The sequence below is a fragment of the Limnohabitans sp. INBF003 genome (assembly GCF_055396645.1).
Genome location: NZ_AP029222.1, coordinates 1,890,784 through 1,914,011, shown reverse-complemented (window position 1 = coordinate 1,914,011; position 23,228 = coordinate 1,890,784). Strand labels below are relative to the sequence as shown.

Annotated in this window: 27 protein-coding genes; 14 read left to right on the top strand and 13 right to left on the bottom strand. The window is 56.3% G+C overall.

Annotated elements, in window-relative coordinates; all coding sequences use genetic code 11:
* Nucleotides 1-43 precede the first annotated feature (43 nt).
* From gcvH to ACZ5VE_RS08725, 5 genes are all read right to left on the bottom strand, one after another.
* Nucleotides 44-415 carry a glycine cleavage system protein GcvH gene (gcvH, locus tag ACZ5VE_RS08745; RefSeq protein ID WP_464454802.1) on the bottom strand — a complete coding sequence of 124 codons (372 nt, stop codon included), beginning with the start codon at nt 413-415 and terminating at the stop codon, nt 44-46.
* 82 nt (nt 416-497) lie between these two features.
* Nucleotides 498-1,790 (bottom strand): TRAP transporter large permease, encoded by a 1,293-nt coding sequence (locus ACZ5VE_RS08740; RefSeq protein WP_464454801.1) that lies wholly within the window; start codon nt 1,788-1,790, stop codon nt 498-500.
* The gene (locus tag ACZ5VE_RS08735; protein WP_464454800.1) at nt 1,787-2,299 is read right to left on the bottom strand and encodes a TRAP transporter small permease; all 513 of its coding nucleotides are present in this window, start codon (nt 2,297-2,299) and stop codon (nt 1,787-1,789) included. The genes ACZ5VE_RS08740 and ACZ5VE_RS08735 overlap by 4 nt, the downstream gene beginning before the upstream one ends.
* 86 nt (nt 2,300-2,385) lie before the next feature.
* Nucleotides 2,386-3,357, bottom strand: coding sequence for a TRAP transporter substrate-binding protein (locus tag ACZ5VE_RS08730; RefSeq protein ID WP_464454799.1), 972 nt, complete (start codon nt 3,355-3,357; stop codon nt 2,386-2,388).
* A gap of 190 nt (nt 3,358-3,547) precedes the next feature.
* A complete protein-coding gene (locus ACZ5VE_RS08725; protein WP_464454798.1) occupies nt 3,548-5,239 on the bottom strand; it encodes an electron transfer flavoprotein-ubiquinone oxidoreductase in 1,692 nt (563 codons plus the stop codon).
* 269 nt (nt 5,240-5,508) lie between these two features.
* Between ACZ5VE_RS08725 and ACZ5VE_RS08720 the strand changes: the two genes are divergently transcribed.
* Both ACZ5VE_RS08720 and ACZ5VE_RS08715 read left to right on the top strand, forming a co-directional pair.
* Complete coding sequence (locus ACZ5VE_RS08720) at nt 5,509-6,291, top strand: SDR family oxidoreductase (protein WP_464454797.1); 783 nt, start codon at nt 5,509-5,511, stop codon at nt 6,289-6,291.
* 11 nt (nt 6,292-6,302) lie between these two features.
* Entirely contained in the window at nt 6,303-6,725 is a 423-nt protein-coding gene (locus ACZ5VE_RS08715; protein ID WP_464454796.1) for an acyl-CoA thioesterase, read from the top strand.
* 31 nt (nt 6,726-6,756) lie between these two features.
* On the opposite strand, the gene ACZ5VE_RS08710 is transcribed toward ACZ5VE_RS08715, so the two are convergent.
* A complete protein-coding gene (locus ACZ5VE_RS08710) occupies nt 6,757-7,650 on the bottom strand; it encodes a metal-dependent hydrolase (RefSeq protein ID WP_464454795.1) in 894 nt (297 codons plus the stop codon).
* Nucleotides 7,651-7,746: 96 nt separating this feature from the next.
* On the opposite strand from ACZ5VE_RS08710, the gene ACZ5VE_RS08705 reads away from it, so the two are divergent.
* Nucleotides 7,747-8,412, top strand: a complete 666-nt coding sequence (locus ACZ5VE_RS08705) for a TetR/AcrR family transcriptional regulator (RefSeq protein ID WP_464454794.1) — start codon at nt 7,747-7,749, stop codon at nt 8,410-8,412.
* 84 nt (nt 8,413-8,496) lie between these two features.
* Here ACZ5VE_RS08705 and ACZ5VE_RS08700 read toward each other — a convergent pair whose 3' ends face one another.
* Nucleotides 8,497-9,102: a peroxidase-related enzyme gene (locus tag ACZ5VE_RS08700; RefSeq protein ID WP_464454793.1), complete on the bottom strand. Its 606-nt coding sequence runs from the start codon at nt 9,100-9,102 to the stop codon at nt 8,497-8,499.
* Nucleotides 9,103-9,160: 58 nt separating this feature from the next.
* Here ACZ5VE_RS08700 and ACZ5VE_RS08695 point away from each other — a divergent pair, with 58 nt between their 5' ends.
* The 3 genes from ACZ5VE_RS08695 (at nt 9,161) to ACZ5VE_RS08685 (ending at nt 12,742) form a co-directional block, all read left to right on the top strand.
* The gene (locus tag ACZ5VE_RS08695) at nt 9,161-9,580 is read left to right on the top strand and encodes a carboxymuconolactone decarboxylase family protein (RefSeq protein WP_464454792.1); all 420 of its coding nucleotides are present in this window, start codon (nt 9,161-9,163) and stop codon (nt 9,578-9,580) included.
* A gap of 97 nt (nt 9,581-9,677) precedes the next feature.
* On the top strand, nt 9,678-10,349 hold the full coding sequence (locus ACZ5VE_RS08690; protein ID WP_464454791.1) for a nitroreductase: 672 nt from the start codon (nt 9,678-9,680) through the stop codon (nt 10,347-10,349).
* Between the two features lie 62 nt (nt 10,350-10,411).
* Nucleotides 10,412-12,742 (top strand): acyl-CoA dehydrogenase family protein, encoded by a 2,331-nt coding sequence (locus ACZ5VE_RS08685; protein ID WP_464454790.1) that lies wholly within the window; start codon nt 10,412-10,414, stop codon nt 12,740-12,742.
* A 10-nt stretch (nt 12,743-12,752) separates the two neighbouring features.
* Here the strand turns inward: ACZ5VE_RS08685 and ACZ5VE_RS08680 are convergent, their stop codons facing one another.
* Nucleotides 12,753-13,313, bottom strand: a complete 561-nt coding sequence (locus tag ACZ5VE_RS08680) for a LuxR C-terminal-related transcriptional regulator (protein ID WP_464454789.1) — start codon at nt 13,311-13,313, stop codon at nt 12,753-12,755.
* Nucleotides 13,314-13,510: 197 nt separating this feature from the next.
* On the opposite strand from ACZ5VE_RS08680, the gene ACZ5VE_RS08675 reads away from it, so the two are divergent.
* The 3 genes from ACZ5VE_RS08675 to ACZ5VE_RS08665 all read left to right on the top strand — a co-directional run bounded on the left by ACZ5VE_RS08675 (nt 13,511) and on the right by ACZ5VE_RS08665 (nt 15,994).
* Nucleotides 13,511-14,218, top strand: a complete 708-nt coding sequence (locus ACZ5VE_RS08675; protein ID WP_464454788.1) for a CoA transferase subunit A — start codon at nt 13,511-13,513, stop codon at nt 14,216-14,218.
* 1 nt (nt 14,219) lies between these two features.
* Entirely contained in the window at nt 14,220-14,861 is a 642-nt protein-coding gene (locus tag ACZ5VE_RS08670) for a CoA transferase subunit B (protein ID WP_108287213.1), read from the top strand.
* Nucleotides 14,862-15,040: 179 nt separating this feature from the next.
* Nucleotides 15,041-15,994 (top strand): helix-turn-helix domain-containing protein, encoded by a 954-nt coding sequence (locus tag ACZ5VE_RS08665; RefSeq protein ID WP_464454787.1) that lies wholly within the window; start codon nt 15,041-15,043, stop codon nt 15,992-15,994.
* A 25-nt stretch (nt 15,995-16,019) separates the two neighbouring features.
* Here ACZ5VE_RS08665 and ACZ5VE_RS08660 read toward each other — a convergent pair whose 3' ends face one another.
* Nucleotides 16,020-16,832: a plasmid replication/partition related protein gene (locus ACZ5VE_RS08660; protein WP_464454786.1), complete on the bottom strand. Its 813-nt coding sequence runs from the start codon at nt 16,830-16,832 to the stop codon at nt 16,020-16,022.
* A 242-nt stretch (nt 16,833-17,074) separates the two neighbouring features.
* Here ACZ5VE_RS08660 and ACZ5VE_RS08655 point away from each other — a divergent pair, with 242 nt between their 5' ends.
* Nucleotides 17,075-17,284: a hypothetical protein gene (locus tag ACZ5VE_RS08655; RefSeq protein WP_464454785.1), complete on the top strand. Its 210-nt coding sequence runs from the start codon at nt 17,075-17,077 to the stop codon at nt 17,282-17,284.
* Nucleotides 17,285-17,292: 8 nt separating this feature from the next.
* Nucleotides 17,293-17,724, top strand: a complete 432-nt coding sequence (locus ACZ5VE_RS08650; protein WP_464454784.1) for a type II toxin-antitoxin system YafO family toxin — start codon at nt 17,293-17,295, stop codon at nt 17,722-17,724.
* A gap of 205 nt (nt 17,725-17,929) precedes the next feature.
* Here the strand turns inward: ACZ5VE_RS08650 and ACZ5VE_RS08645 are convergent, their stop codons facing one another.
* From ACZ5VE_RS08645 to ACZ5VE_RS08635, 3 genes are all read right to left on the bottom strand, one after another.
* A complete protein-coding gene (locus ACZ5VE_RS08645) occupies nt 17,930-18,724 on the bottom strand; it encodes a MobA/MobL family protein (RefSeq protein ID WP_464457462.1) in 795 nt (264 codons plus the stop codon).
* 72 nt (nt 18,725-18,796) lie between these two features.
* Nucleotides 18,797-20,058 (bottom strand): IS3 family transposase gene (locus ACZ5VE_RS08640; protein WP_464454783.1). Its coding sequence is split into 2 segments (ribosomal slippage): nt 18,797-19,701 and nt 19,701-20,058, totalling 1,263 coding nucleotides; the frame shifts between segments, so codons are not numbered across the junction.
* Complete coding sequence (locus ACZ5VE_RS08635) at nt 20,009-20,410, bottom strand: MobA/MobL family protein (protein WP_464454782.1); 402 nt, start codon at nt 20,408-20,410, stop codon at nt 20,009-20,011. The genes ACZ5VE_RS08640 and ACZ5VE_RS08635 overlap by 50 nt, the downstream gene beginning before the upstream one ends.
* Nucleotides 20,411-20,679: 269 nt before the next feature.
* On the opposite strand from ACZ5VE_RS08635, the gene ACZ5VE_RS08630 reads away from it, so the two are divergent.
* Nucleotides 20,680-20,997, top strand: a complete 318-nt coding sequence (locus tag ACZ5VE_RS08630) for a hypothetical protein (RefSeq protein ID WP_464454781.1) — start codon at nt 20,680-20,682, stop codon at nt 20,995-20,997.
* Nucleotides 20,990-21,217, top strand: coding sequence for a hypothetical protein (locus tag ACZ5VE_RS08625; RefSeq protein ID WP_464454780.1), 228 nt, complete (start codon nt 20,990-20,992; stop codon nt 21,215-21,217). Before ACZ5VE_RS08630 ends, ACZ5VE_RS08625 begins: the two co-directional genes overlap by 8 nt.
* Nucleotides 21,218-21,291: 74 nt before the next feature.
* Here ACZ5VE_RS08625 and ACZ5VE_RS08620 read toward each other — a convergent pair whose 3' ends face one another.
* Nucleotides 21,292-21,459: a hypothetical protein gene (locus ACZ5VE_RS08620; RefSeq protein ID WP_464454779.1), complete on the bottom strand. Its 168-nt coding sequence runs from the start codon at nt 21,457-21,459 to the stop codon at nt 21,292-21,294.
* An 840-nt stretch (nt 21,460-22,299) separates the two neighbouring features.
* On the opposite strand from ACZ5VE_RS08620, the gene ACZ5VE_RS08615 reads away from it, so the two are divergent.
* The gene (locus ACZ5VE_RS08615; protein ID WP_464454778.1) at nt 22,300-23,226 is read left to right on the top strand and encodes a replication initiation protein; all 927 of its coding nucleotides are present in this window, start codon (nt 22,300-22,302) and stop codon (nt 23,224-23,226) included.
* The last annotated feature ends 2 nt before the right edge of the window (nt 23,227-23,228 follow it).

The following is a 23,228-nucleotide window of genomic DNA, read 5'->3' as shown; positions in this document are numbered from 1 at the left end:
CACCCCATTTGGAAGCTGAAAAACTGGATTCTACCGACCGCGCTCAGGCTGTCAATTTTTGGTAGCTTGCCTCGTCGTGCAAAGCGTCCAGGTCGGACGGCTGGGTCAGTTTGACTTTGAAAAACCAGCCTTGGCCCAAAGGATCTGAGTTGGCCAGCGACGGGTCGTCACGCAAGGCCTCATTGACCTCGATGATTTCACCACCGGCAGGCATGTGCACATCGGCAGCAGCTTTGACCGACTCGACCACGCCAGCGACTTCTTTGGCGGCAAAGGTTTTGCCAATGGCGGGCAGCTCGACAAAAACGATGTCACCCAAGGTGTCTTGGGCGTGCACCGTGATGCCCATGACGGCGGTGACGCCGTCACCTTCGAGTTGGAGCCAGGTGTGGTCTTCGGAGTATTGGATGGGCATGTGCAGAGTCCGGAAAAACTGGGGACCGTTTGATCAAAAGAAAACGCCCCGAGGGGCGTTGGTTTTTGAATTATAGGCAGACTTATTTGAAGCCCATCACATGCGGCAGCCAGTTGGACAGCGCAGGGATAAAGGTCAGCAAGACCAGCACAGCACCGTGTGCCCACAGGAAGGGCTTGAGCTCCCGTGTGAGCTCACTCAGCGGCACCTTGGAGACGTTGGACGTCACGAACAGCAAGCCGCCGACGGGTGGCGTGATCATGCCCAGCGTGAGGTTGTAGATGACCACCATGGCAAAGTGGATCGGGTCGATGCCCAACTTGGCCGCCACGGGGGCCAGGATGGGCACCAGCACCATCACGCCAGGCAGGGGCTCGATGAAGATGCCGAAGATCAGCAGGAAGACGTTGATGACGATCAGGAAGGTCCAGGCATCCAGGTGCATGCTGGAAATCCAGTTGGCCACGGTTTGCGGCATGCCTTCGATGGTCAAAATCCAGGCGAACGAGGCGGACGTGCCGATGATCAACAGCACAGAGGCCGTGAGCAGAGCCGAGCGCGAGAGGATGTCGGGCACAGCCTTCCATTCGAGCGTGCGGTAGACGTATTTGCCGCAGATCAGCGCATAAAACACCGCCACTACCGAGGCTTCGGTGGGGGTGAACCAGCCTGCGCGCATGCCGCCCAGAATGAGCACCGGCAGCAAGATGGCGGGCAATGCCTTCCAGGTGGTTTGCACAATTTCGGCCATCGTGGGCAATTGGCCGTCACCTTTGTAGTTGCGCTGTTTGGAGATGTAGTAGTTCACCAGGCACATGGCCGCAGCGATCAGTACACCCGGAATCAAACCCGCGATGAACAGCGCACCCACCGAGACGTTGTCGTCGGCCAGGGCGTAAATGATCATGATGATCGAGGGTGGAATGATCGGGCCCACGATGGCGGTGGACGCCGTGAGCGCTGCGGCGTAGGGGCGGCCATAACCGGCCTTGTCCATCATGCGGATCAGCATGGAGCCGGGCCCGGCGGCATCGGCCAGGGCCGAGCCCGAGATGCCCGAGAAAAAGGTGAGCGACACCACGTTGGTGTAGCCCAGACCACCGCGCTTGTGGCCTACAAACTGACCCGCGAACTTGAGCAGCACCTCGGTGAGTGAGCCGCCGCTCATCAGCTCGGCCGCCAAAATGAAGAAGGGCACCGCCATGAGCGGAAAGCTGTCCACGCCGGTGAAGGTTTCCTTCAGCAAGGCCAGCATGGGGTAGGCGTCCGAGATGACCAGCGCGGTGACGGTGGACAGGCCCAGGGCAAAGGCCACCGGCACGCCAATGGCCAGGTAGACGCAGGCGGAAATCAGGAGGATCAGGCTGGCGCTCATAGGGATGCACTCGCAGTGGCGTCAAAGTGGGCGTCGCTGGCAAATTCGCGGCGGGCGATGTAGCTGCGAACGATCAGCAGCCAATGGATCAGCGTCATGCCCATGCCTAAGGGCAGGGCCAAATAGATCCACGCAAAGGAAATTTGGGTGGCTGGGGTGCTCTGGTATTGCGTGCGATCCATGTATTCCAGGCCGAACCAGATGGAAAACACACAGAAACCGGTGATCAGCAAGGCGATCAAGATGCGCAGAGCCTGTGCGCCTTTGGTGGGCAAACTGTCTTGCAGGTTTTCAATGGCGATGTGGCCGCCGTAGCGCAGCACAGGGCCGCAGCCGATGAAGGTCAACCAGATCATCAGGTGACGGGCCACTTCTTCGGCCCATTCAATGGACTGGCTGGTGGTGTAGCGCAGCACGACGTTGGTGAAGATGATCACCGACATGACGGCCAGAATCAGGATCAATGCCCATCGGTTAACCGAAAGGAAATAGTCTTCGAATTTTTTCATTTGGTGATCTGTCCATGGTGCCTTGGGCCATCAAAAAGGCCTGTTCAACATGGTGTTGAGACAGGCCTGTTTGCGCTTGCGAAGTGTCAGCGGATGTCTTGAATCTTGCGGATGTTGTCTGCACCAAACTCTTTGGAGTAGGCTGCATAAGCAGGGGTCAGCGCATCGCGGAAGGCTTGGCCATCCACCTTGCGAACCACGCTCATGCCGTCTTTTTCGAGTTGGGCGATACCGCTGTTCTCGTCGTCGTTGACTTTTTTACGCTGAGCCACTTTGGCTTTCTGGGCCGCTTCATAAAAGATTTTCTTGTCGGCATCGCTGAGTTTGTTCATCAAGCGCGGCGAGGTGATCAGCAGTGCGGGTGAGTAGACGTGACCGGTGAGCGACAGGTGTTTTTGCACTTGCGAAAACTTGGAAGCCAGGATCACGGGGATCGGGTTTTCCTGTCCATCCACAGTGCCTTGCTGCAACGCGCCAAACACTTCCGGAAAGGCCATGGGTGTGGGCTGAATGCCAAAGGCTTTGTAGCCTTCCATGTGCACTTTGTTTTCCATGGTGCGCATCTTCAGGCCCGAAGCGTCAGCGGGTTTGACGATGGCGCGCTTGCTGTTGGTCATGTGGCGGAACCCGTTCTCGGTCCAGGCCAATGCCACCAAGCCTTTGGAGGGGAATTTGGTCAGGATGTCCTGGCCAATGGCACCGTCCATGACTTTGCGGGCATGGTCGTAGTCACGAAACAGGAAGGGGATGTCCACGATTTTGACCTCGGGCACAAAGTTGCCCACGGGGCCGGTCGATGTGTTGACGATGTCCAGGGTGCCCAGTTGCACGGCTTCGATCATTTCGCGTTCACCGCCCAGCGCACTGTTGGGAAACTGCTGGCACTTGTAACGGCCTTGGGTGCCTTTTTCAATTTCATCGCAAAAGACGGTAGAACCCACGCCGTAGTGGGATGTGGCCGCTACGGCATAGCCCAGTTTGAGGACAGTTTGCGCAGACGACGCCGCCATCAGACCCAAAGAGAGGCTCAGGCCCAGTGCCAGTTTGTTCAGTTTCATTGAATGTCTCCTGTAGAAATGGTGCGTATCAACAAGGGTTAACTTGTCATACAAATTTCATTATGGGGTGAGATCGCTGAATCTTTTCTACGGGTTTTCGAGGGGGCTGTGCAGCCTGTGTGACGCTGCATGGACGCAAGTTCAGGCAAAAAAAGAGGCCCCTCGGGGCCTCTTTGCAAACGTGGCAATTTCACATGCCTGTGTAGTTCGGGCCGCCGCCGCCTTCGGGCGTGACCCAGACGATGTTTTGCGTCGGGTCCTTGATGTCGCAGGTCTTGCAGTGCACGCAGTTTTGCGCGTTGATCTGCAGGCGGTCGCTGTTGTCTTCGTTCTTGACGAACTCGTACACACCGGCCGGGCAATAGCGACTCTCGGGGCCTGCGTATTTGGCCAGGTTGATGCTGACGGGCACCGAGGCGTCCTTGAGCGTCAGGTGTGCAGGCTGGTTTTCTTCGTGGTTGGTGTTGCTGATGAACACGCTGGAGAGGCGGTCAAAGGTCAGCTTGCCATCGGGCTTGGGGTAGTCGATCTTGGGGCACTCGGCCGCAGGCTTCAGGTACGTGTGGTCGGCCTTGTCACGGCGCAGCGTCCATGGGATGTGGCCGCGCAGCACGAACTGCTCAAAGCCGTTCATGAGGGCGGCCACGGTCAGGCCCTTCTTGAACCAGGTCTTGAAGTTGCGCGACTTGTTCAGCTCGGTATGCAGCCAGCTGGCTTCAAAAGCCTCGGGGTAGGCGCTCAGCTCGTCGTGCTGGCGGCCGGCCACGATGGCATCGTAGGCCGCTTCGGCAGCCTGCATGCCGGTCTTGATGGCAGCGTGGCTGCCTTTGATGCGGCTGACGTTCAGGTAACCGGCGTCACAGCCCACCAGTGCGCCACCCGGGAACACGGTCTTGGGCAGGCTCATCAGGCCGCCTGCGGTGATGGCGCGGGCACCGTAGCCGATGCGCTTGGCATTGACTTCGCCCGCGTCGTTGGTGAAATACCACTTGATGTTGTTGTGGGTTTTCCAACGCTGGAATTCCTCGAACGGGCTGAGCCAGGGGTTGGCGTAGTCCAGACCCACCACATAGCCGATGGCGATCTTGTTGTCTTCCATGTGGTACATGAAGGCGCCACCGTAGGTGTCGTTGTTCATGGGCCAGCCAGCGGTGTGCATGACAAAGCCGGGGGTGTGACGTGAAGGGTCAATCTCCCAGACTTCCTTGATGCCGATGCCGTAGGTTTGCGGGTCACGGCCTTCGTCGAGTTTGTATTTGGCGATCAGCTGCTTGCCCAGGTGGCCGCGTGCGCCTTCGGCAAACACGGTGTATTTGCCGTGCAGCGCCATGCCCAGCTGGAAGTTCTCGGTCGGTTCGCCGTCCTTGCCTAGCCCCAAGTTGCCGGTGGCCACGCCCTTGACCGAACCGTCGTCGTTGTAGAGCACTTCGGCGGCCGTGAAGCCGGGGAAGATTTCCACGCCCAGGTTTTCGGCCTGCTGGCCCAGCCAGCGGGTGAAGTTGCTCAGGCTGATGATGTAGTTGCCGTGGTTTTGCGCGCACTCGGGCAAAAAGATGCCGGGGGTGCGGGTCGCGCCGGTCTCGCTCAGGAAGCTCCAGGCGTCGTCGGTCACGGGCTGGTTGAGGGGGGCACCGCGTTCTTTCCAGTCGGGGAAGAGTTCGGTCAGGGCCTTGGGGTCCATGATCGCGCCGCTCAGGATGTGGGCACCGGGCTCGCCGCCTTTTTCAAGGACCACGACAGACACATCTGTGCCTTTTTCAGCGGCCAGCTGTTTCAGGCGGATGGCGGTCGACAGGCCGCCGGGGCCGCCGCCGACCACGACCACGTCGTATTCCATGGATTCGCGGGGGCCATAAGTGCTCAAAATTTCTTCGGGGCTCATGATCGTCTCTGTCTGAAGTTGTGGATTCGGGGGGCCGGCACGGGCGTGTCGGACGTGTGACTCATTTTATGCGTCATCAAGGCGGTTCCCCTGCACAATGGTGTCACCCGTTGGCAGCAACGGTCGTGAAACTCTCGGCTTTTGATCCAGCCAGCTCGTTCTGGCCTTCGTGGGAGCGAGCCCCTGCTCGCGAATGCGTGCTGAGCCACTTCCAACATTCGGCTGCAGGGGCAGCCTCCCACGAAAGTCAATCCCGAAAGGACTTTGTCATGGCTTATGAAATTGATTTGTCGGGCCGCGTGGCCTTTGTCACCGGCGCATCGGGTGGCTTGGGTGCGCAATTTGCCAAAACCCTGGCTGCTGCCGGTGCTGGCGTGGTCCTGGCCAGCCGCCGCGTTGAAAAGCTGAAAGACCTGCGTGCGGAGATCGAAGCGGCGGGCGGTGACGCCCATGTGGTCGAGATGGACGTGACCGACCGGCACAGCATTGCCGCCGCAGTGGCCCATGCCGAAACTGAGATGGGCAGCATCGACATCCTGGTCAACAACTCGGGCGTGAGCACCACCCAGCGCATCCAGGATGTGACCGAAGAAGACTACGACTTCATCATGAACACCAATGTCCGTGGCGCATTTTTTGTGGCCCAAGAAGTGGGCAAACGCATGCTGGCTCGCGCCAAAGGGGCTGCGCCCGGCAGTTTCACCGGCGGGCGCATCATCAACATCGCCTCGATGGCGGGGCTGAAGGTGCTGCCGCAAATTGGCGTTTATTGCATGAGCAAGGCGGCCGTGATCCAGATGACCAAGGCGTTTGCGGTGGAGTGGGGTCGTTTTGGCATCAACGTGAATGCGATTTGCCCCGGCTACATCGACACCGAGATCAACCACCACCATTGGGAAACCGAGCAGGGCCAGAAACTGATCAGCATGCTGCCGCGCAAGCGCGTGGGCCAGCCGCAGGATCTGGATGCCTTGCTGGTCATGCTGGCCAGTGACCAAAGTCATTTCATCAATGGCGCGGTCATTTCGGCCGATGACGGTTTTGCTGTTTGAGGAAACGAGCCATGAAGCTGGAGTTGCCTGAACACAAAAAACTCGTGCATCAGATGGTCATCCCCATCCGTTGGGGCGACATGGACGCCATGGGCCACGTCAACAACACGGTGTACTTCCGTTACCTGGAGTCGGTGCGGATCGATTGGTTCGACACCATCGGCTTTGAGCTGAACCCTCAAGGCGAGGGCCCGGTGATCGTGAATGCGTTTTGCAATTTTTACCGGCAGTTTGAATACCCGGGCGACATCTTGGCCAAGATGTATGTGAGCGATCCGGGGCGCACCACTTTTGAAAGCTGGTGCACGCTTGAGCGGGTCGACCAGCCCGGCCGCGTGGACGCGGCCGGTGGAGCGACCACCATTTGGGTGGATTTCCCGAAGCAAAAAGCGGTGAATTTGCCCGATTGGGTGCGTGAAAAAGTCACACCCTGACCAGCGCCGGGCATGCCCGGCTTTTTGCATCTCAGGCCTTGGCCCCCACGGCCGTCCATTGGTTGGCGTGGCTTGTGAGCCAGTCGTTGGCTTGCGTGGGGTGGCCCACTTGCATGGGGTGAAAGTCCTTGCGCGTGTATTCCCAAACGGGCTTGGCCACCCGCCAGACCATGCCGTGCCGACCGAACAAGAATTTGCCTGCAGACCACCAAGTGGAGGGCTTGAAGAGTGTCTTGTCGTGCCAGAGGTTGTTGACGGTTTGGCGCAGTACATCGGTGCTGAACTGCACCGTGACATACCAGAACCAGCGCATGCGCCAAGTGTGGTTGCCGCCCAAACGTTGGTACAGGTCAAAGGCCACGCATTTGTGCTCTGACTCTTCGGCGGCATGCCAGCGCCACAGGGTTTTGAGGGGTTCTTCGGCCCCTGCAAACCAGTCACCTGGTTGGTCCAAGCGCTCCAGTGTCAGGTCGCCAAAAATGGAGGTGAAATGCTCAAAGGCGGCCGTGATGGCGAGTTCGTGCAGGTGGCCTTTGTCACTCTTGCTGAAGAGTTCATCACGGCCCATTTGCATGCGGCGATCCGCCCGTGGGCCCCAATGGTTGACCAAGCCCTGCTTTTCCAGGTGGGCGTTGTACAAACCATGCAAATGGCGGTGTGTGGCTTCTTGGCCGATGAAGCCTTTGACGACCGCTTTGAGGTCGGCATTTTCGGGCGTGTCGGGCAAGACCTTGGCACCGTTTTTGACCGAGTCGATGAAAAACTGCTCACCGACCGGAAAGCTCATCGACAAGGCGTTGGCATAAGCCGTCAAGAAGGCATCGCCGCCGTTCCAGTGCCGTGAAAAGCCTTGGCTCAGGTCCACGGCCAAGCGGCGAACGGTGAGGTCAGTGGGGGCTGCAGGGGCGTGAAGGGCTTGGTTCATGGGGTCGTCTCCCGAATCGGTCAGAATATGAGCATTATTCAGGTTTTTCGGCGCGTCACAACTCGCAAATCGCTCAGATTTTCAACAGGCCTTCAGATGGCAAGCACCAAACCCAAAACAGCGCCAGAACCCAAGCCCAGTCAGCGGCGGGAGCCCACGCAAGCCCGTGCGCAGCAAACCATTCAGACCCTTTTCAAGGCGGCTGCTCAGATTTTGGACAGGGAGGGGGAAGCCGGTTTGACGACCAACAAGGTGGCTGCAGCGGCAGGTTTTTCGATCGGCACGCTGTACCAGTACTTTCCCAGCAAGGAAATGCTGGTGCGGGCCATGGCCGCTCGGGGCCAGGATTTGGTGTTGCAAGAGTTGGAGGGCTATCTCAGTGCGCTTGAAACCCGCACCGATGTGCAGCAAATGGATGGTCGCGAACTGCTGGGCAAAGCCATCCACATCCTGTTGCTCGGTTTTGCCAGTGGCAAAGGCCTGAGCCAGACCCTGATCCGTCTGGGCTGGACGCTGGAGAAACCCGACGAAACTGCCAACGCGGTGCGCCAAGTGGCTGACCGCTTGGCCATTTTCTTTGAGCGCATAGCGCACCCCGCACTGCAACTGCCCAGCACAGCGCAGATGTTTGTGCTGACCCGCTCCGTGATTGGCACCTTGCGCAGCGCCAGTCTGGAAAAGTCGCCTTTGCTGGGCAGTCCGGCGTTTGAAGAGGCACTGACCCAGATGGCCTGGGCCTTGCTGGCGCGGCCGCAAACCTGATGTCCGAATGGGGGTGAATGTAGTAGCTTGCCTGCAAGCGATCACATGTGCCCAAACAGCGCACCATCGCCAGCAGGCTGGCTCCTACAGAACTTTGGCCTTGGGGGCACGACCCATCAGGTAAAACTCGGGGTTGGGCATCATGCCGCTGAAGCTGGCCATGCGGTTACTCAACCCAAAGAACGCGGTGATGGCCGCGATGTCCCAGATGTCTTCGTCGTCAAAGCCGTGCGCGTGCAGGGCGGCAAAGTCGGCTTCTTCCACCTCGTCGGAGTGCTGGCAGACCTTCATCGCAAAGTCGAGCATGGCACGCTGGCGCGGGCTGATGTCGGCCTTGCGGTGGTTGATGGCCACCTGATCGGCCACCAGCGGTTTCTTTTCATAGATGCGCAAGATGGCACCATGCGCCACCACGCAATACAGGCAGTGGTTGGCCGCGCTGGTGGTGGTCACGATCATCTCGCGCTCGCCCTTGGTCAGGCCGCTTTCGCGTCCCACCGACTCGGGCACCATCAGTGCATCGTGGTACGCAAAGAAAGCGCGCCACTCGGCCGGGCGGCGGGCAAAGGCCAGAAACACATTGGGCACAAAACCGGCTTTCTCCTGCACTTCCAGCACCTTGGCTTTGATGTCTTCGGGCAAGTCCTTGATTTCTGGGGCGGGGTAACGTGTGACAGGGGGTGTGCTCATGGTGTCTCCAATGGGGTGATGGTTTTGATTATGCTCAGAGACATTTCAGGAGCCTGTCATGTCCAACACACCTTCACCCATCGAGCAAGCCCGTGAGGCCCGCCCCGATGACGCCGCCTTTCAGGCGGGCCTGACCACCCGTGCCCAGGTCATGGGCCCCGAATACGTCGACCGTGCTCTGGGCGCTGCCACGGACTTCACCATGCCCATGCAGGAGTTCATCACCCGTAACGCCTGGGGCAACGTCTGGCAACGCCCGGGCCTGGACCTGAAGACCCGCAGCTTGATCACCGTGGCCATGCTCACGGCCCAGGGCAAACAACACGAACTCAAAGCCCACGTGCGCGGCGCGATCCACAACGGGGCGACGCCCGAAGAGCTGCGCGAAGTGATGCTGCACGCCACCGTGTACTGCGGCTTTCCCACGGCCATCGACGCTTTTCGCACGGTGACCGAGGTGGTGGAGTCTTTGGCTTGAGCCACCTCGGGCCGGTGCGGCCCGAGTAACGGACGCAACAGGGCCGCATTGACGGGTCTTGGCTTTTAACCCATTCTGGGGTGAGGAGACAAAACCCATGGAATTTACAGAACTCATCAAAGCCCGAAAAAGCGTTCGCGGCTACCTGCCCAAACCCGTGCCTCGCGAGGTGATCGAAGAGATCATCGAGGTGGCCAAATGGTCGCCCTCGTCCATGAACACGCAGCCCTGGCATGTGCATGTGGTCACGGGTGAGCCCTTGGAGCGCATTCGCCGGGGCAACACCGAGAACATGCTGAGTGGTGTGCCGCCCAAGCGCGACTTTCCAATGAAAGAGGCCTACGACGGCCTCCACCGCAAGCGCCAGGTGGACATCGCCATTCAGCTGTTTGACGCCATGGGCATCGCCCGCGACGACAAAGAACAGCGCACCGACTGGGTCATGCGCGGCTTTCGGCAGTTCGACGCCCCGGTCTCGCTGGTGCTGACCTACGACAAATACCTCGAACCTGCGGCCATCAGCCAGTTTGACCTGGGCGCTTTGTCGCATGCTTTGGTGCTGGCCGCGTGGGAGCGGGGCCTGGGCAGCGTGATCAACGGGCAGGGGATCATGCAGTCTGCCGTGGTGCGCGAGCACGCGGGCATCCCTGACGATCAGAACATCATGATCTGCATCGCCATGGGCTACCCGGACGAAGACTTTGTGGCCAACAGCGTGAAGTCGGTGCGCGAAGACCCCGCCAACTTTGTGCGTTACGTCGGTTTCTGAACGCGTCGTTTTTTTTGAGGCAGCACCATGCGATGCTTGCCTTCACCTGGAGCGAAAACCCCATGACCTTGAGCAACGAAGAGCGGGCTTTCCGTGACGACGTGCGCGCCTTTTTGGCGGCCGAGCTGACCGACGAAATTCGGCTGGGCGGGCACCGCACCTCGGGCATTTTTTCAGACTACGAGGTTGGCATCCCTTGGCAACGGGTCCTGGCCAAGCGCGGCTGGGCTGCGCCGCACTGGCCGGTGGAGTGGGGTGGCTGCGGCTGGACACCGCGGCAACACGACATTTTTGCCAGCGAGATGGCCGCGACCGACGCCCCCAAAGTCTCGCCCCTGGGGCTGGTGATGGCCGCGCCCGTTTTGGTGGCGTTTGGCACACAGGCCCAAAAAGAGCGTTGGCTGCCTGACATCCGCGACGGCGTCAGTTACTGGTGTCAGGGTTACAGCGAGCCTGGATCGGGTTCCGACTTGGCATCGCTGCAATGCCGTGCCCGCCGCGAAGGCAACGAATGGGTGATCAACGGCTCCAAAATCTGGACCACGCACGCCCACCGCGCCACGCACATGTTTTGCCTGGTGCGCACCGACAACAGCGGCAAACCCCAGCAAGGCATCAGTTTTTTGATGTTCGAGTTGAACAACCCGGGCATCCAGATCCGGCCGATCATCAGCATCTCGGGCGACCATGAATTCAACCAGGTCTTTTTTGACGAGGCCCGTGTGCCCGCTGACGCCCTGATCGGCGAAGAAAACCAGGGCTGGACGATTGCCAAATTTTTGCTGGAACATGAGCGGGGCGGCTCGTCCACGCCGTTCTTGCGGGGCCGTCTGGCCCGCTTGCGCGAGTCCCTGAACGAATCATCCCGAGAGGCCTTTGCGCAAGGCGCACCGGGCACCGAGCACGAAGACATCGCCTTGACCCTGGCCAACGCAAAGTGCCGCATCGACGCTTTGCACGCCTGGGAACAACAGGTGCTGACTGCCCGCATCGGCGGCGGCACGCAGCCTGGCTGGATGCCAGCTGCGCCGTCCATGGGCAAGGTGCTGGCAACAGAGCTCAAGCAGCACCTAACCGAGCTGGGCCTGGACATTGCGGGCCCCTATGGCGCCACCAGCCTGACCATCGAGGAGGCTGCTGCCCACGCATTGCCTGTGCCCGAAGAATCGGTGTTTGCGACGCGGGCCTATTTGAACGACCGCGCCGCGTCGATTTACGGCGGCACCAACGAAGTGCAGCGCAACCTGATTGCCCGCCACGTTCTGGGGGCCGAGGTGGTGGAGCCTGTGCTGCCGCTGGACGAGACGCAGGCCATGCTCGTGGCCAGTCTGCAAGGCTGGCTGCAAGATAAATTGCCGTTTGATAAGCGGGCGCCAATGATCGCTAGGCCACAAGCGCTGGAGCCGCTGTGGCAAGGTTTGGCGCACGAGCTGGGCCTCTTGGGCGCGGCATTGCCAGAACACCTGGGGGGCATGGGTGGTGGTTTGCCTGAGCAAATGCTGATCTGCCAGGCCCTGGGTGGGGCTTTGGTGGGCGAGCCCTACAGCAGCTCGGCCGTCTTGGGTGCCAACTTGCTGCAGGCGCTGGCTGACCCTGCGGCCGATGCGCTGCTGCAAGGCTTGGCCGAGGGCCAAGTGCGCTTGGCCGTGGCAGCCCTGGAGCCTACAGGGCGCACTGACCTGAACCGGGTGCAGACCCGGTTGCAAACATCCGGCGGCCAGTTGCACATCACCGGGCGCAAAGCCCTGGTGCGCGACGCGCCTGGTGCCACGCACTGGCTGGTGAGCGCAAGAGACGACGCTGGCCAGCTGCGCATCTGTCTGCTCGATCCCGCAGCAAGCGGTGTGCAGCGGCGTGACGTGCGGCTGATCGACGGTGCCTGGGCGGCTGAGCTGGCGTTTGACCAAGCGCCCGTGCAAGCCCTCATCGGCCAGGGCGATGCACTGGCCGCGCTCTCGCAAGCGTGGGACACGGCCACGCTGGCCGCAGGCGCCGAGGCCGTGGGTGTGATGCAGGCCTTGATGCGCGACACGCTGAACTACACCAGCCAGCGCAAACAGTTCGGCCAGCCCCTGGCTGCCTTCCAGGCGCTGCAACACCGCATGGCCGACATGTACATGGCCCTGGTTCAGGCCGCAGCTGCGGTGGGCGCTTGCGCCGATGTGCTGGGCGACAGCTCCGAGCGCCGCGCCGAACGGGTGTCATCGGCCCATGTGACCGTGCTGCGTGCGGCCCGCTTGGTGGGGCAGGGCGCGGTGCAGTTGCACGGCGGCATGGGCATGACCGATGAGCTGGCCGTGGGCCATGGCTTCAAACGGCTGACGGTGATCGAGCAGCAGTTTGGCGGGGTGGCGCAGCATCTGCGGCGGGTGGCGGGCTTGGCCCGCGCCTGAGCTTGAATGCTCACCCTCGCATGAGCTTCTGAATCAAATCCGCCGCCCCTGAGGCCTGGTATTTGCGCATCAGTTTGACGCGGTAAATCTCCACCGTGCGGTGGCTGATGCCCAGGGCCCGGCCGATTTCTTTGCTGGTCAAACCGTCCATCAAATGTGCGGCCACCTCGCGCTCGCGGGCGGTGAGTTCGGCTTTCACGGGTTTGCGCGCTGACAAGTCCTCAAAAGTCCAGATGCCCGCTTCGTGCGGCGCATCGCGGTTGAGCGCCCGGCCGGTCACATGGCACCAAAAGGTCTCGCCCTTGAGGCGACCATCCACGCGTTTCATCACGCGGTCATCGGCGTACACCCCGTTGGCGTTCAGGATCGGTGCGATGCGCTGGCCGGTGCGTTCGTACTCGTCGGCGCTGGGGTAGAGCAGCTGAAAGCTTTGGCCAATCAGTTGTTCGCGTGTGACGCCAAACATCTCGCACACGCGCTGGTTGCAGTCGACGATGGCGCGGTTGCGCGACAGCACCATGCCGATGGGGGCGAGGTCGAAGGCGAGGCGGTAGTCGATGTCTGTGTTCATGCTTTTAGGGTGTTGGAGGCATTCGCGAGTGGGGGCTCGCTCCCACTCAAGACAGGAGGTGGATTCCTGTGGGAGGCTGCCCCTGCGGCCGAATGGTGTACAGCCCCGTGACTTTTGTCTAAGGGCCGTCCTCTACGAAAAACTACGTACTGGATTACGTAGTATCGTAATCCTTTCATCCTTCTCTGGAGACCGGTGTGAACAAGATTTATCCCTCCGCAGCCGAAGCCCTCAAGGGCATCGTGGCTGACGGGCAACTGATTGGCGTGGGCGGTTTTGGCCTGTGTGGCATTCCTGAGGCCTTGATCGATGCACTCAAGGACAGCGGCGTGCAGAACCTGACCGCGATTTCCAACAACGCGGGCGTGGACGATTTTGGTCTGGGCAAGCTGCTGCAAACCCGCCAGATCAAGAAAATGATTTCGTCCTATGTGGGTGAAAACAAGGAGTTTGAACGCCAATACCTGGCCGGCGAGCTGGCTTTGGAGTTCACGCCCCAAGGCACGCTGGCCGAGAAGCTGCGTGCGGGCGGCGCGGGCATTCCGGCCTTCTTCACCAAGACCGGCGTGGGCACCCTGGTGGCCGAAGGCAAGGAGCTGCGTGACTTTGACGGTGAGACCTATGTGATGGAACATTCACTGGTGCCCGACGTGTCTCTGGTCAAGGCGCACCGCGCCGACAAGTCCGGCAACCTGCAGTTCCGCTACACCTCGCGCAACTTCAACCCAGCTGTGGCCATGGCCGGAAAAATTTGCGTGGTCGAGGTCGAAGAGATCGTGGAAACCGGTGCCATGCACCCCGACAGCGTGCACTTGCCGGGCATTTATGTGCACCGCATCGTGTTGAACGCGACACCTGAAAAGCGCATCGAAAAGCGCACCATCACAGAAAAGGCTGGAGTCTGATATGAGCTGGAGTCAAGACCAAATGGCCGCCCGTGCGGCCCACGAACTGGAAGACGGTTTCTATGTGAACCTGGGCATCGGCATCCCCACGCTGGTGGCCAACTTTGTGCCGGCCGACAAGGAAGTCTGGCTGCAAAGCGAAAACGGCATGCTGGGCATTGGCCCGTTCCCGACCGAAGACGAGGTTGATGCCGACCTGATCAACGCCGGCAAGCAGACCGTGACGACCATCAAAGGTTCGTCGATTTTTGGCAGCGAGCAGTCGTTTGCCATGATCCGGGGCGGCAAGATCAACCTGTCGATCCTGGGCGCAATGCAGGTGAGCGAAAAGGGCGACCTGGCCAACTGGATGATCCCCGGCAAGATGGTCAAGGGCATGGGCGGCGCGATGGATCTGGTGGCAGGCGTCAAGCGCGTGATCATCCTGATGGAACACGTGGCCAAAAAGAAAGACGGCACCGAAGACCTGAAGATTTTGCCCAGCTGCACCTTGCCGTTGACCGGTGTGGGTGTGGTCGACCGCATCATCACCGATCTGGCCGTGATGGATGTGACCGACGCAGGTCTGAAAGTGGTGGAGCTGGCTCCGGGCGTGACGCCCGAGGTGCTGCAAAGCAAGACGGGTGTGAAACTGATCTTTTGATCCTTGGACACCTGAATTCAATAAAAAGCCGCAGTCCTCTGCGGCTTTTTTTGTTTTCTTTGGTTTAATTGAATATTTTTAAATTAAAAAATAATAATCATAAGAATTTTATGGGTTTTCCTGTATTCATGTTTTCAAAAAGATAATACAAAATAGCATTTTTATTTTTGTTCTTTGACATGTCGAATTCAACGACCGATCGGGTGCACGGCGAATTGCTGCGCGAGTGGCGTGAGTCCCGAAAACTCGATGTCACCTTATTGGCTGGCCGTGCCAATTTGTCTGTGGCGCAGATCAAGCAATTGGAGTCGGGCGGCACGTCCCTTTTTTACACCGCATCCATCAAGGAAAGCGCGGCACGAAAAGTCGCCATGCTGCTGGGGCAGGATCCTGCTGCAGTCATCCGTCAGGGGGTTGACCTGGCCTGTGAAGCCGATGCTTCGGTCGTGGATGAACTGATTGAGTTGTCCCGTCAAAGAGCACAAGCGGCCAGACCTGCGTCTCTCTTCTTGCGCCGTCCCCGCTTGATCGTCTTCACGTTCTTGAGCTTGGGGTTGCTGGCCGTCATGGGCTGGGTCCAACCCCCATGGTCAAATCGCGGCGTGCTGCCATTTGGGCATCAGGCCGTGGCGATGTCGTCTGACTCTTCGGTGGCGTCTCTGCCATGGGTGCAAACGCCGGTCCCGCCAGTCACCCCATCGGCCGCAACGGTATCCCATGCGAAATCTTCGGCCGCAGTCGCTGAATGGGATGCAGCGGGTCTTGTCCCGGGCGCTGCGCCAGAACCGATGGCCCCTGCTGCGGGGCATGCCGCGGCCGTGGCGGACAGTTCCTTGTGTCAGCAGGGCCCGAGCGACACGGTGCTCATGCCTTCGCAACCCAGCAAACCGGGTGACATGGTTTATGTGGTGGCTCAGAAAGAAGGTGCCGTCTGCGTGGTCGACGGGGCGGGCCTGCGCACTGTCCTATTTCTCAAAGCGACCGAAGCCAAAAGCGTTTATGGCCCATCGCCTTGGCGCGTGCATTTTGAACACGCCGAACAAGCCCAGTTGTACTTTCAAGGTGTGCGTCTTCGCTGGCCCGACGCCAAAACCACCGCTGTGGTGTTGCGAGAAGTGAGCCGGACGCCTTGATTTGTGGGCGTGACCTGCTCTCCAATCAAAGCCCCAATTGCGCCCGCAGTTCGGCCACTTCCTGTCGCAGGCGGTCATTTTCTTCGGTCAACTGCGCTACACGCTGCTGCAAACCCATCAGTTCATCGCTGGCGCTGTCCGTTGTTGCCGGTGCGTCGTCTTTGGCGGGTTTGCGTTGCACATCCCGCACGCGCTTGGCGGCTTGCTTGAGTTCTTCTTTGCCGCCGCGTGCCGCCGTTTGCTGCTCTTCGGCGGGTAAGCTGGCCACTGCCGCTGCGGCATTGAGTGAGATGGTGCCGGCCTTGACGGCAGCCACCAGTTCGGGCGCGGCTTGCTTCTGGATTTTTTCGATGTGCACCACCTGGCTGCTGCTCAGCCGTGCGGCTTTGGCAATGTCGGAGCGGCTTTTGAGCGGGTAGGCGTCGCCGACCATGTCGCTGATCGATCCGGTATCAGATGTTTGTGTTGACTCGGATGTCTGCGCAGGATCGGTGGCTGCGATGGCTTTTGCTCGGCGCTCGGCCAGAATTTCACGCTTGCGCAAAGCCAGCACGCCGCGCTGAAAATCCGACACGCTGCGCCGCCCCAGGTGTTGGTCAATCATCCACAGGTGCACGTCTTCCATGGATTTGAAACGCGTGTTCTGCACCGTTTGGAATGGCAGGCCGTGTTTTTGGCAAATGCCGTAGCGGTTGTGCCCGTCCACGAGCACATCGCCCCACAACACCAGCGCGTCACGGCAACCTTCGGCCAGAATGCTGCGCTCCAGGGCCGCGTGTTCGTCGGGCGTCAAGGGGTCGATGTAGGCTTTGAGGTCTTCGTTGACGGTGATGTTCATGGGCAAGGGGTCAAAATGCCGAAGGCCCCTTGCGGGGCCTTCTTTGAATCGGCAGGAAAGCTGGAGCGGGCGAAGGGACATCAATCCACAACATCCGCAAACTGTTGATTGGTAACGATTTTCAGCCTGAAAACCAGTGAATCAGGGTCGAAAAAGTGTGACCCCTATGTGGGATCGGGTCCCACATAGGCCACGCTATCCTACCTGACTTAAAAGTCAAAGTTGCTTTTTTGCAGGAAATTATGTACAGTCAAAATATGAAAGCGCAATACAAAAACACCCAAGCATTAGCCCTGCTAAAACGAGCAGATCTCTTTGCTGCGCCTTCAAGAGCTGTCCCCCAACTTTCAGAAGCGCAGATCGCTTTTTACGGTGGACTCGCGAAAACCTCGGCTTTTTCCATGTCAAATCAACTCATGGCCAAATCTAAGAAATCACCCTCCGCTGCCTGAATTCGTGAATGCTACAAGTCAGGATAGTGCCGAGTCTTAGTGATAGGCTCATTCAAGCAGGACTCAATCCAAACCAACTCTTGCAAGATTTTTCAGATTGGAAGAATTCAGCAGATCCCGAGAATTCATATCTTTTTGGAAAAGACGCATTCAATCTCAATTCCTCGACGCTCAGGCATGTTCACATAGTTCCGTTGCTTGTCAAACAGGACTTGGAAAAATGGGATCTGGCTTGGAGCAGGTATGCTCGGCGAACAAGTGATCGATACTTGTTTTACGCAGACGGTGGTGCACGTGAAGGCTTTTTATTAATCAGTATTTTGGATGATCCTGGTGCTCATACGATTTGGAATTCTGGTAGCCATAACCAGCAACTTCTGAACGCATGGGAGCAAATAGCAGAAAATTTTACAATCCACGGTCTGATTGCCGACTTGTGATGCGGGGTCTTGCCGTGGGCGCTGACACGCTGGCAGGGCCAAAACTGAAGTTGATTCCGCCCATGGCTTGCTCGAAGGGAGATAAATCCACCTCATCCGCAAACTGTTTATTGGTAACGATTTTCAGCCCGAAAACCAGTGAATTAGGGTCGAAAAAGTGTGACCCCTATGTGGGATCGGGTCCCACATAGGCGTAATGATCTTATCATTTTGGCGTGGGTTTTCTGGGGATGTCGAACGGGCTCAGGTGCTTTCGTGCCGTGGCACTGCTGGGCTTTAAATGGCTTCCCTGACCTGCTACTTCGCCGCTTGTACTTTGTTGCGTATCCTCGTTGTTGGGGCGTGTGGGCAGGCTTGCATGAAGCCTGATCGCCAACTCTGCCCCAGCGTTTTGACTTCTTAACCTGTCCAGTTCCGCTTGTGCTTTGATCCATGCCTGAATGCTGCGGTTGAGGCTTGAAAGCAGTTCATTCAGGATTTCTTCCCATGATTTCAGGGTTCCATCTTTGCGCAGAGGGGATGACACACGGGCATGACAGACACGCAGGGATTGAACGATCATCCGCTTGAATGGCCGTCTTGGCACGGGGCAAAACTTTTTTTGCAGGACGTTAGCGGCTCTGACGCGCTCATTGTCTTTGAGCGTTTGCCGACCATAGTCGCAGCGCTGCCCCTTTTTAATCATTCGATCACAGGTCGGTCCTACGTGTTTTTGGGGGAGGGTGTCCACACCTTGGTCTTCATAACTGCGGTGATCAATTCGTGCGCTTGAACCTGCATTTTTCAAGGCTTCATTGGCCAAGTTAGCCCAATTTTCTCGGGCGGGGTTTAGCCATCTTGGGCCGTTCAATTCCTGCGTTTTACGCGCACCGCCTTTTTTGGGATCTTTAGGGTTGGCGCGTTTAAACCATGTCGAAGCGTTGCGGTTGATGCCGTCATTGATGCGCTCAGAAATCATCAGGTGAAAATGAGGATTGTGGTTGTCCTGGTCTGTGTGAATCGAGAAGGTAAAAGGCAGCTTGCCGCCCTCTTTGAGGGTCGTTGTTTTTTCGGCGAAGTGACCCGTCCTAAATTAGGTTGACACCTGGGACGGTGATTCAAGCCGACGAATGTCGGCCAAAGACGCCCGATGCACCGCATCGGGCGTTTGCATTTTCAGCGATAAATGAGGGCGCTCGTCGTTATAGATCTGCACTGACTCTCGCACCATCCGCCGCGCTTGCTCCAAATCAGCGGGGCGCTGCAACAGCAACTCGCCTTTGAGGATGCCGTTGACCCGCTCTGCCAGCGCATTTTGGTAACAGTCGTAGCCATCGGTCATCGAGCACAGCAGGCCGTGGCGCTGATGAATGGCTTGGTAATAGTTCGAGCAGTACTGGATGCCCCGATCCGAGTGATGCACCAAGCGTTGATCACTTTGACGTGTGCGCAAGGCCATTTTCAAGGCTTGTGCTACCGGCTCGGTTTGCAAGCTGTCGTGCACATGCCAGCCCACGATCTTGCGCGAGTAGGCATCAGTGACCAAGCTCAGGTAGACAAATTTGTCGTTCGTGGGCAAGTAGGTGATATCGGCCACCCATACTTGCTCGCTGGCTGTAGCGCACAGTTGCTGCGCCCCCGCCTTGAGCAAGTTCGGATGGCGACGAAACCGGTGATGGCTGTCTGTGGTCTTGTGATACGCCCGTCGCTGCGGCACCAGCATGCCAGCGTTGCGCAGCACATCAAACATCGCATCGCGCCCCAGTTCAATGCCAGCACGCTGCAGTGACTCGTGCAACACATGGTGCAGCTTGCGTGTGCCCAACCGAGGCTGTCGCACACGCCAATCTCGCACCAACTTCACCACCGCCTGGCTTCGACTCTCAAGCTGGGCATGACGCCGCTGGCCCTGATAGTAAGCTTGGCGACTCACCCCCATATGGCGGCAAGCCCTCTTCACACTCAACCCTTGGACGAGTTGCTGCGAGAGGACTTGCCCAAAGGCTTTTTTACGACGCGCACCCCATAGTCCTTCTTCAGGACGTCCAGTACAGCCTCGAACAACTGGGCCTTCTCGTTGGCCTCTTTCAGTTGAACTTGCAAGGCCTTGATCTGTTGCTCGGGTGTCAGAGATGTGGGTGTTTTGTCTCGGGGCATGGCTGCCGATGATGCCTGAATGCCCCAGCTTTGGCGTCCATGCTTGCGCATCCACACCAGCACCGTCGAGCGTCCTTGGATCCCATACCGTTGCTGCGCTTGTGTGTAGGTCAGCTCGCCTTTTTCTACTTGCTCGACCACAGCCAGTTTAAAAGCCAGCGTGTAGTCTTTCTGAGTTCTCTTGATGCCTGATTCCATTTGACTTGCCTTTTCTTTCAAGAAAAGGTGTCAACCTCTGGCAGGACGGGTCAAAGGCATGACAAAGAGCTTTTTGTTGGTCGAGGTTGAGTTCTCTTGGTAGGGCGATTATCAGTTCACGAAAAACTCGCCCGTTGTCGCGTTCATAAACGTCTGCTGCTTTCCAGTAATGAGCGGGATCTTTTAGTGGATCTGTCTTTGGCCATTTTGGCAAATTACCGCTGGCCGTATAGGCACATTCATCAGCCTTTTTTGAATATTCACCAGTGCGGGTGATATAGGCGCACTTCGCCCCAGCGCTCTTTCCATTTTCTTTAGAGCCAATATTGGCATCGAAATAATAAATAGCCATATCAGCACCCAATCAGGACGCCGCGCGTCCGAAAATTTCTCTGGGGTCTCGGGGCTTGCCCTGAGCGCAACGAAAAACCACGAAGTGGTTTTGAAGTTTCTAGTGGAGCGAAGCGAAACGGCCCGAAGGGAGAAACTTCTAGATGCGCCCTCCCTTTGGTCGGGATTTGGCTGGAAAACAATGTGAGTCTTTGCATTTGTGGGTCTTGACTTTGTGTGAGGCTTTAATTAAGTTAATAATATATTGATAATAAAGTCAAGGGAGTTAATATGGATTACGAAGAAAAAATGAAACGTGCAGCTGAGAAAGTAAAAAAAGCCGAAGCGGAAGTTAAAAGGCTTTACGCAATGCAAAAAAATGTAGAGCGCGCCAAAGAAACTAAAAAGAAAATAATTGCAGGTGCCGCATTGTTGAATTGCATAAGTAAAACAACAGATGAAAAAACAAAAGGATATCTTGTGGAGTTATTGAGGGGAAATTTAGAGGCAAAAGATTTCTGTTTTCTTTTTCCAGATTGTGTAGATAAAGAAAAAGAGATTGTGAATTTAAGTGTTGAGCAGCCTAAAATGAAGATATTTGGTGGTTGATATGCTGTTTAAATATTTTGGATTTGGAGTGGCTTATGCTTTGGCAGCAATAGCATTTAAATATTTTATTGGTTTGGATTTTACGGAATCAATTTTAAAAACAGCGTTATTCTTTTTGATGATTATTTATGGTTTATTGGTGATTAATTACATAAAAAACAAAAGTATAGCCCGTGCAGAAGTAAGGGGGTATTTTGAAAAATTCAAAAACAAAACGTAAGCGTATAAAATATCAATGTCTTCAAGATTGATAATTCACCCCGACCGCCTAGGCGGTCTTTTTTTATTGGAATTTTATTTTTTTAGCCATGGTTTAACCTCTGATAGGTCAATGACTGACGAAGACAATAACCCCTCTTTTTTTGCCTTGATTCGAGCTCTATAAGCTTTTTGACGCTCTGCTTGGTTGTCAAATTTTTTGGGCCTTCCTGCCCGTTTTTTCTGTGATTGCGCTACCTTCATTTTGTCCTCCGTTATTTAATTACTATAATAATAAGATAACGAGTTATGAAATTATGTCAAGTTTTAAAGGGTGCGGTCCTAAAGCATCCTGAGACATAAAGCCCGATCCCGCCACTAATCGTACCCCTTAATAAAAGTCGAAGATCCGAAGTTTGATGGGTTTTTGAAGCGCTGGAAAATTCAGGCGGACCGAAAAGCAGCCCGAAAACCTGCGAGAGCCTAGGCGTGGGTTTATGCGGGGAATTAATCGAATATTGTTGCAGCATAGCCCTACCCCTTGGTGGCCATATTAAAACTCATTTAAACGCTTAAAAACCACCTTCCTGGCCTTCCTGTACATAGTCTCCCCCCGCTTGCGGGGGGCTGGGGGGGGCAGCAAGGAGCGAAGGCGACGCGCAGAATAAGTGAGCGTAGCGAACGTCTAAGAGAGCGAAGCGATTTCTTGTGTTTTTCCGAAGGAAAAACCGACAGCCCCCTTCAGGGGGCGAAGCGAAGCGGTCGGAAGGGGGAAAATCGTTTCAACGATTTTTCTTTGTATTTACATTGTTTTTCTTTGTAAAAAACATTGTAAATACCTTGTAGGACGCTGGAACCCGCATGGGTATTGGGCTGGCGGGGAGGTATTGTCTGTTTTTGAACGTGTTGTGTCTGTTTTTGCACGTGTTTTAGGGTGGTATTGTCTGTTTTTGAACGTGTTATGTCTGTTTTTGCACGTGTTGTGTCTATTTTTGCACGTATTTTTGGGGGTTATTGTCAGTTTTTGAACGTGATATTTATTGGAAAAATTTTATTATGTTGACAATTAAATTTTTTCTGATATTTATTGCTTAAAGGATTCATATGAAAAAAGTCAAAAAAGAGATCGTCAAAAAAACAATGGCCATGGATTTAAATTTATGGGAGGGGAATAATGTAATTATGTCTAAGGCCTTGGCAACGGGCATTCATCGTTTGGATATCAATGGAAAAAGAGTTACGGCACTTGCGATGTCCCAAATTAAAAGAGAACAAGCCAGTGAGCTTGTGGAAAATAGTTATTGCGTAGATTTGTCAGCGTCAAATTATGCAAAAATTTTCAATTTAAAAAGAACGGAAGTGTATGGGTCGATGAAGCGTGGTGTGAGTTCACTCATGAAATCACACGTACGTCTCAATATAAAAGAATCAGATATGAAGATCCAACGGCGAGACATCCCCTGGGTTCAGCAAATAATTTATTTGGAAAAAGAGGGAAAGGTCAGGGTGGAGTTTAACCGTCTATTGACACCGCATATTACGCGCTTTGTAAATGAAGAAAATGGAGGGTATGCACTCTATAAAATAGAGCAAGCAGGTAAATTACGCTCGGTTTATGCTTGGCGTCTTTTCGAATTGTTCTCTCAATATCGCGATACTGGGTGGTTAAATATTTCCGTCGATGAACTGCATTCCATCTTAGAGCCTGCTAAAAGCATGCGTGAGAATTTTGGAAAGTTCAGGTTATATTGTCTTGTGCCTGCCGTGATTGAACTTCAAGAAAAGTGCAAATTAGATGTACGTATGGAATATAAGCAGGATGGTCGAAAGTTTACACATGTTAAGTTTACATTTAAAGATTCCCCACGTGATGAGCAGTCAAACGCTTCAGTAATGACTTTGGATACTGGGGGGAACCAGATAAATAATGAATCTAGCATAAATGAAAACATGGGTCAGTATCAATCGGATTCGAATAAAGATGAAATTGCCATTGACTTTAGAGACGACGATTATTTCCAAATTGAATAAAG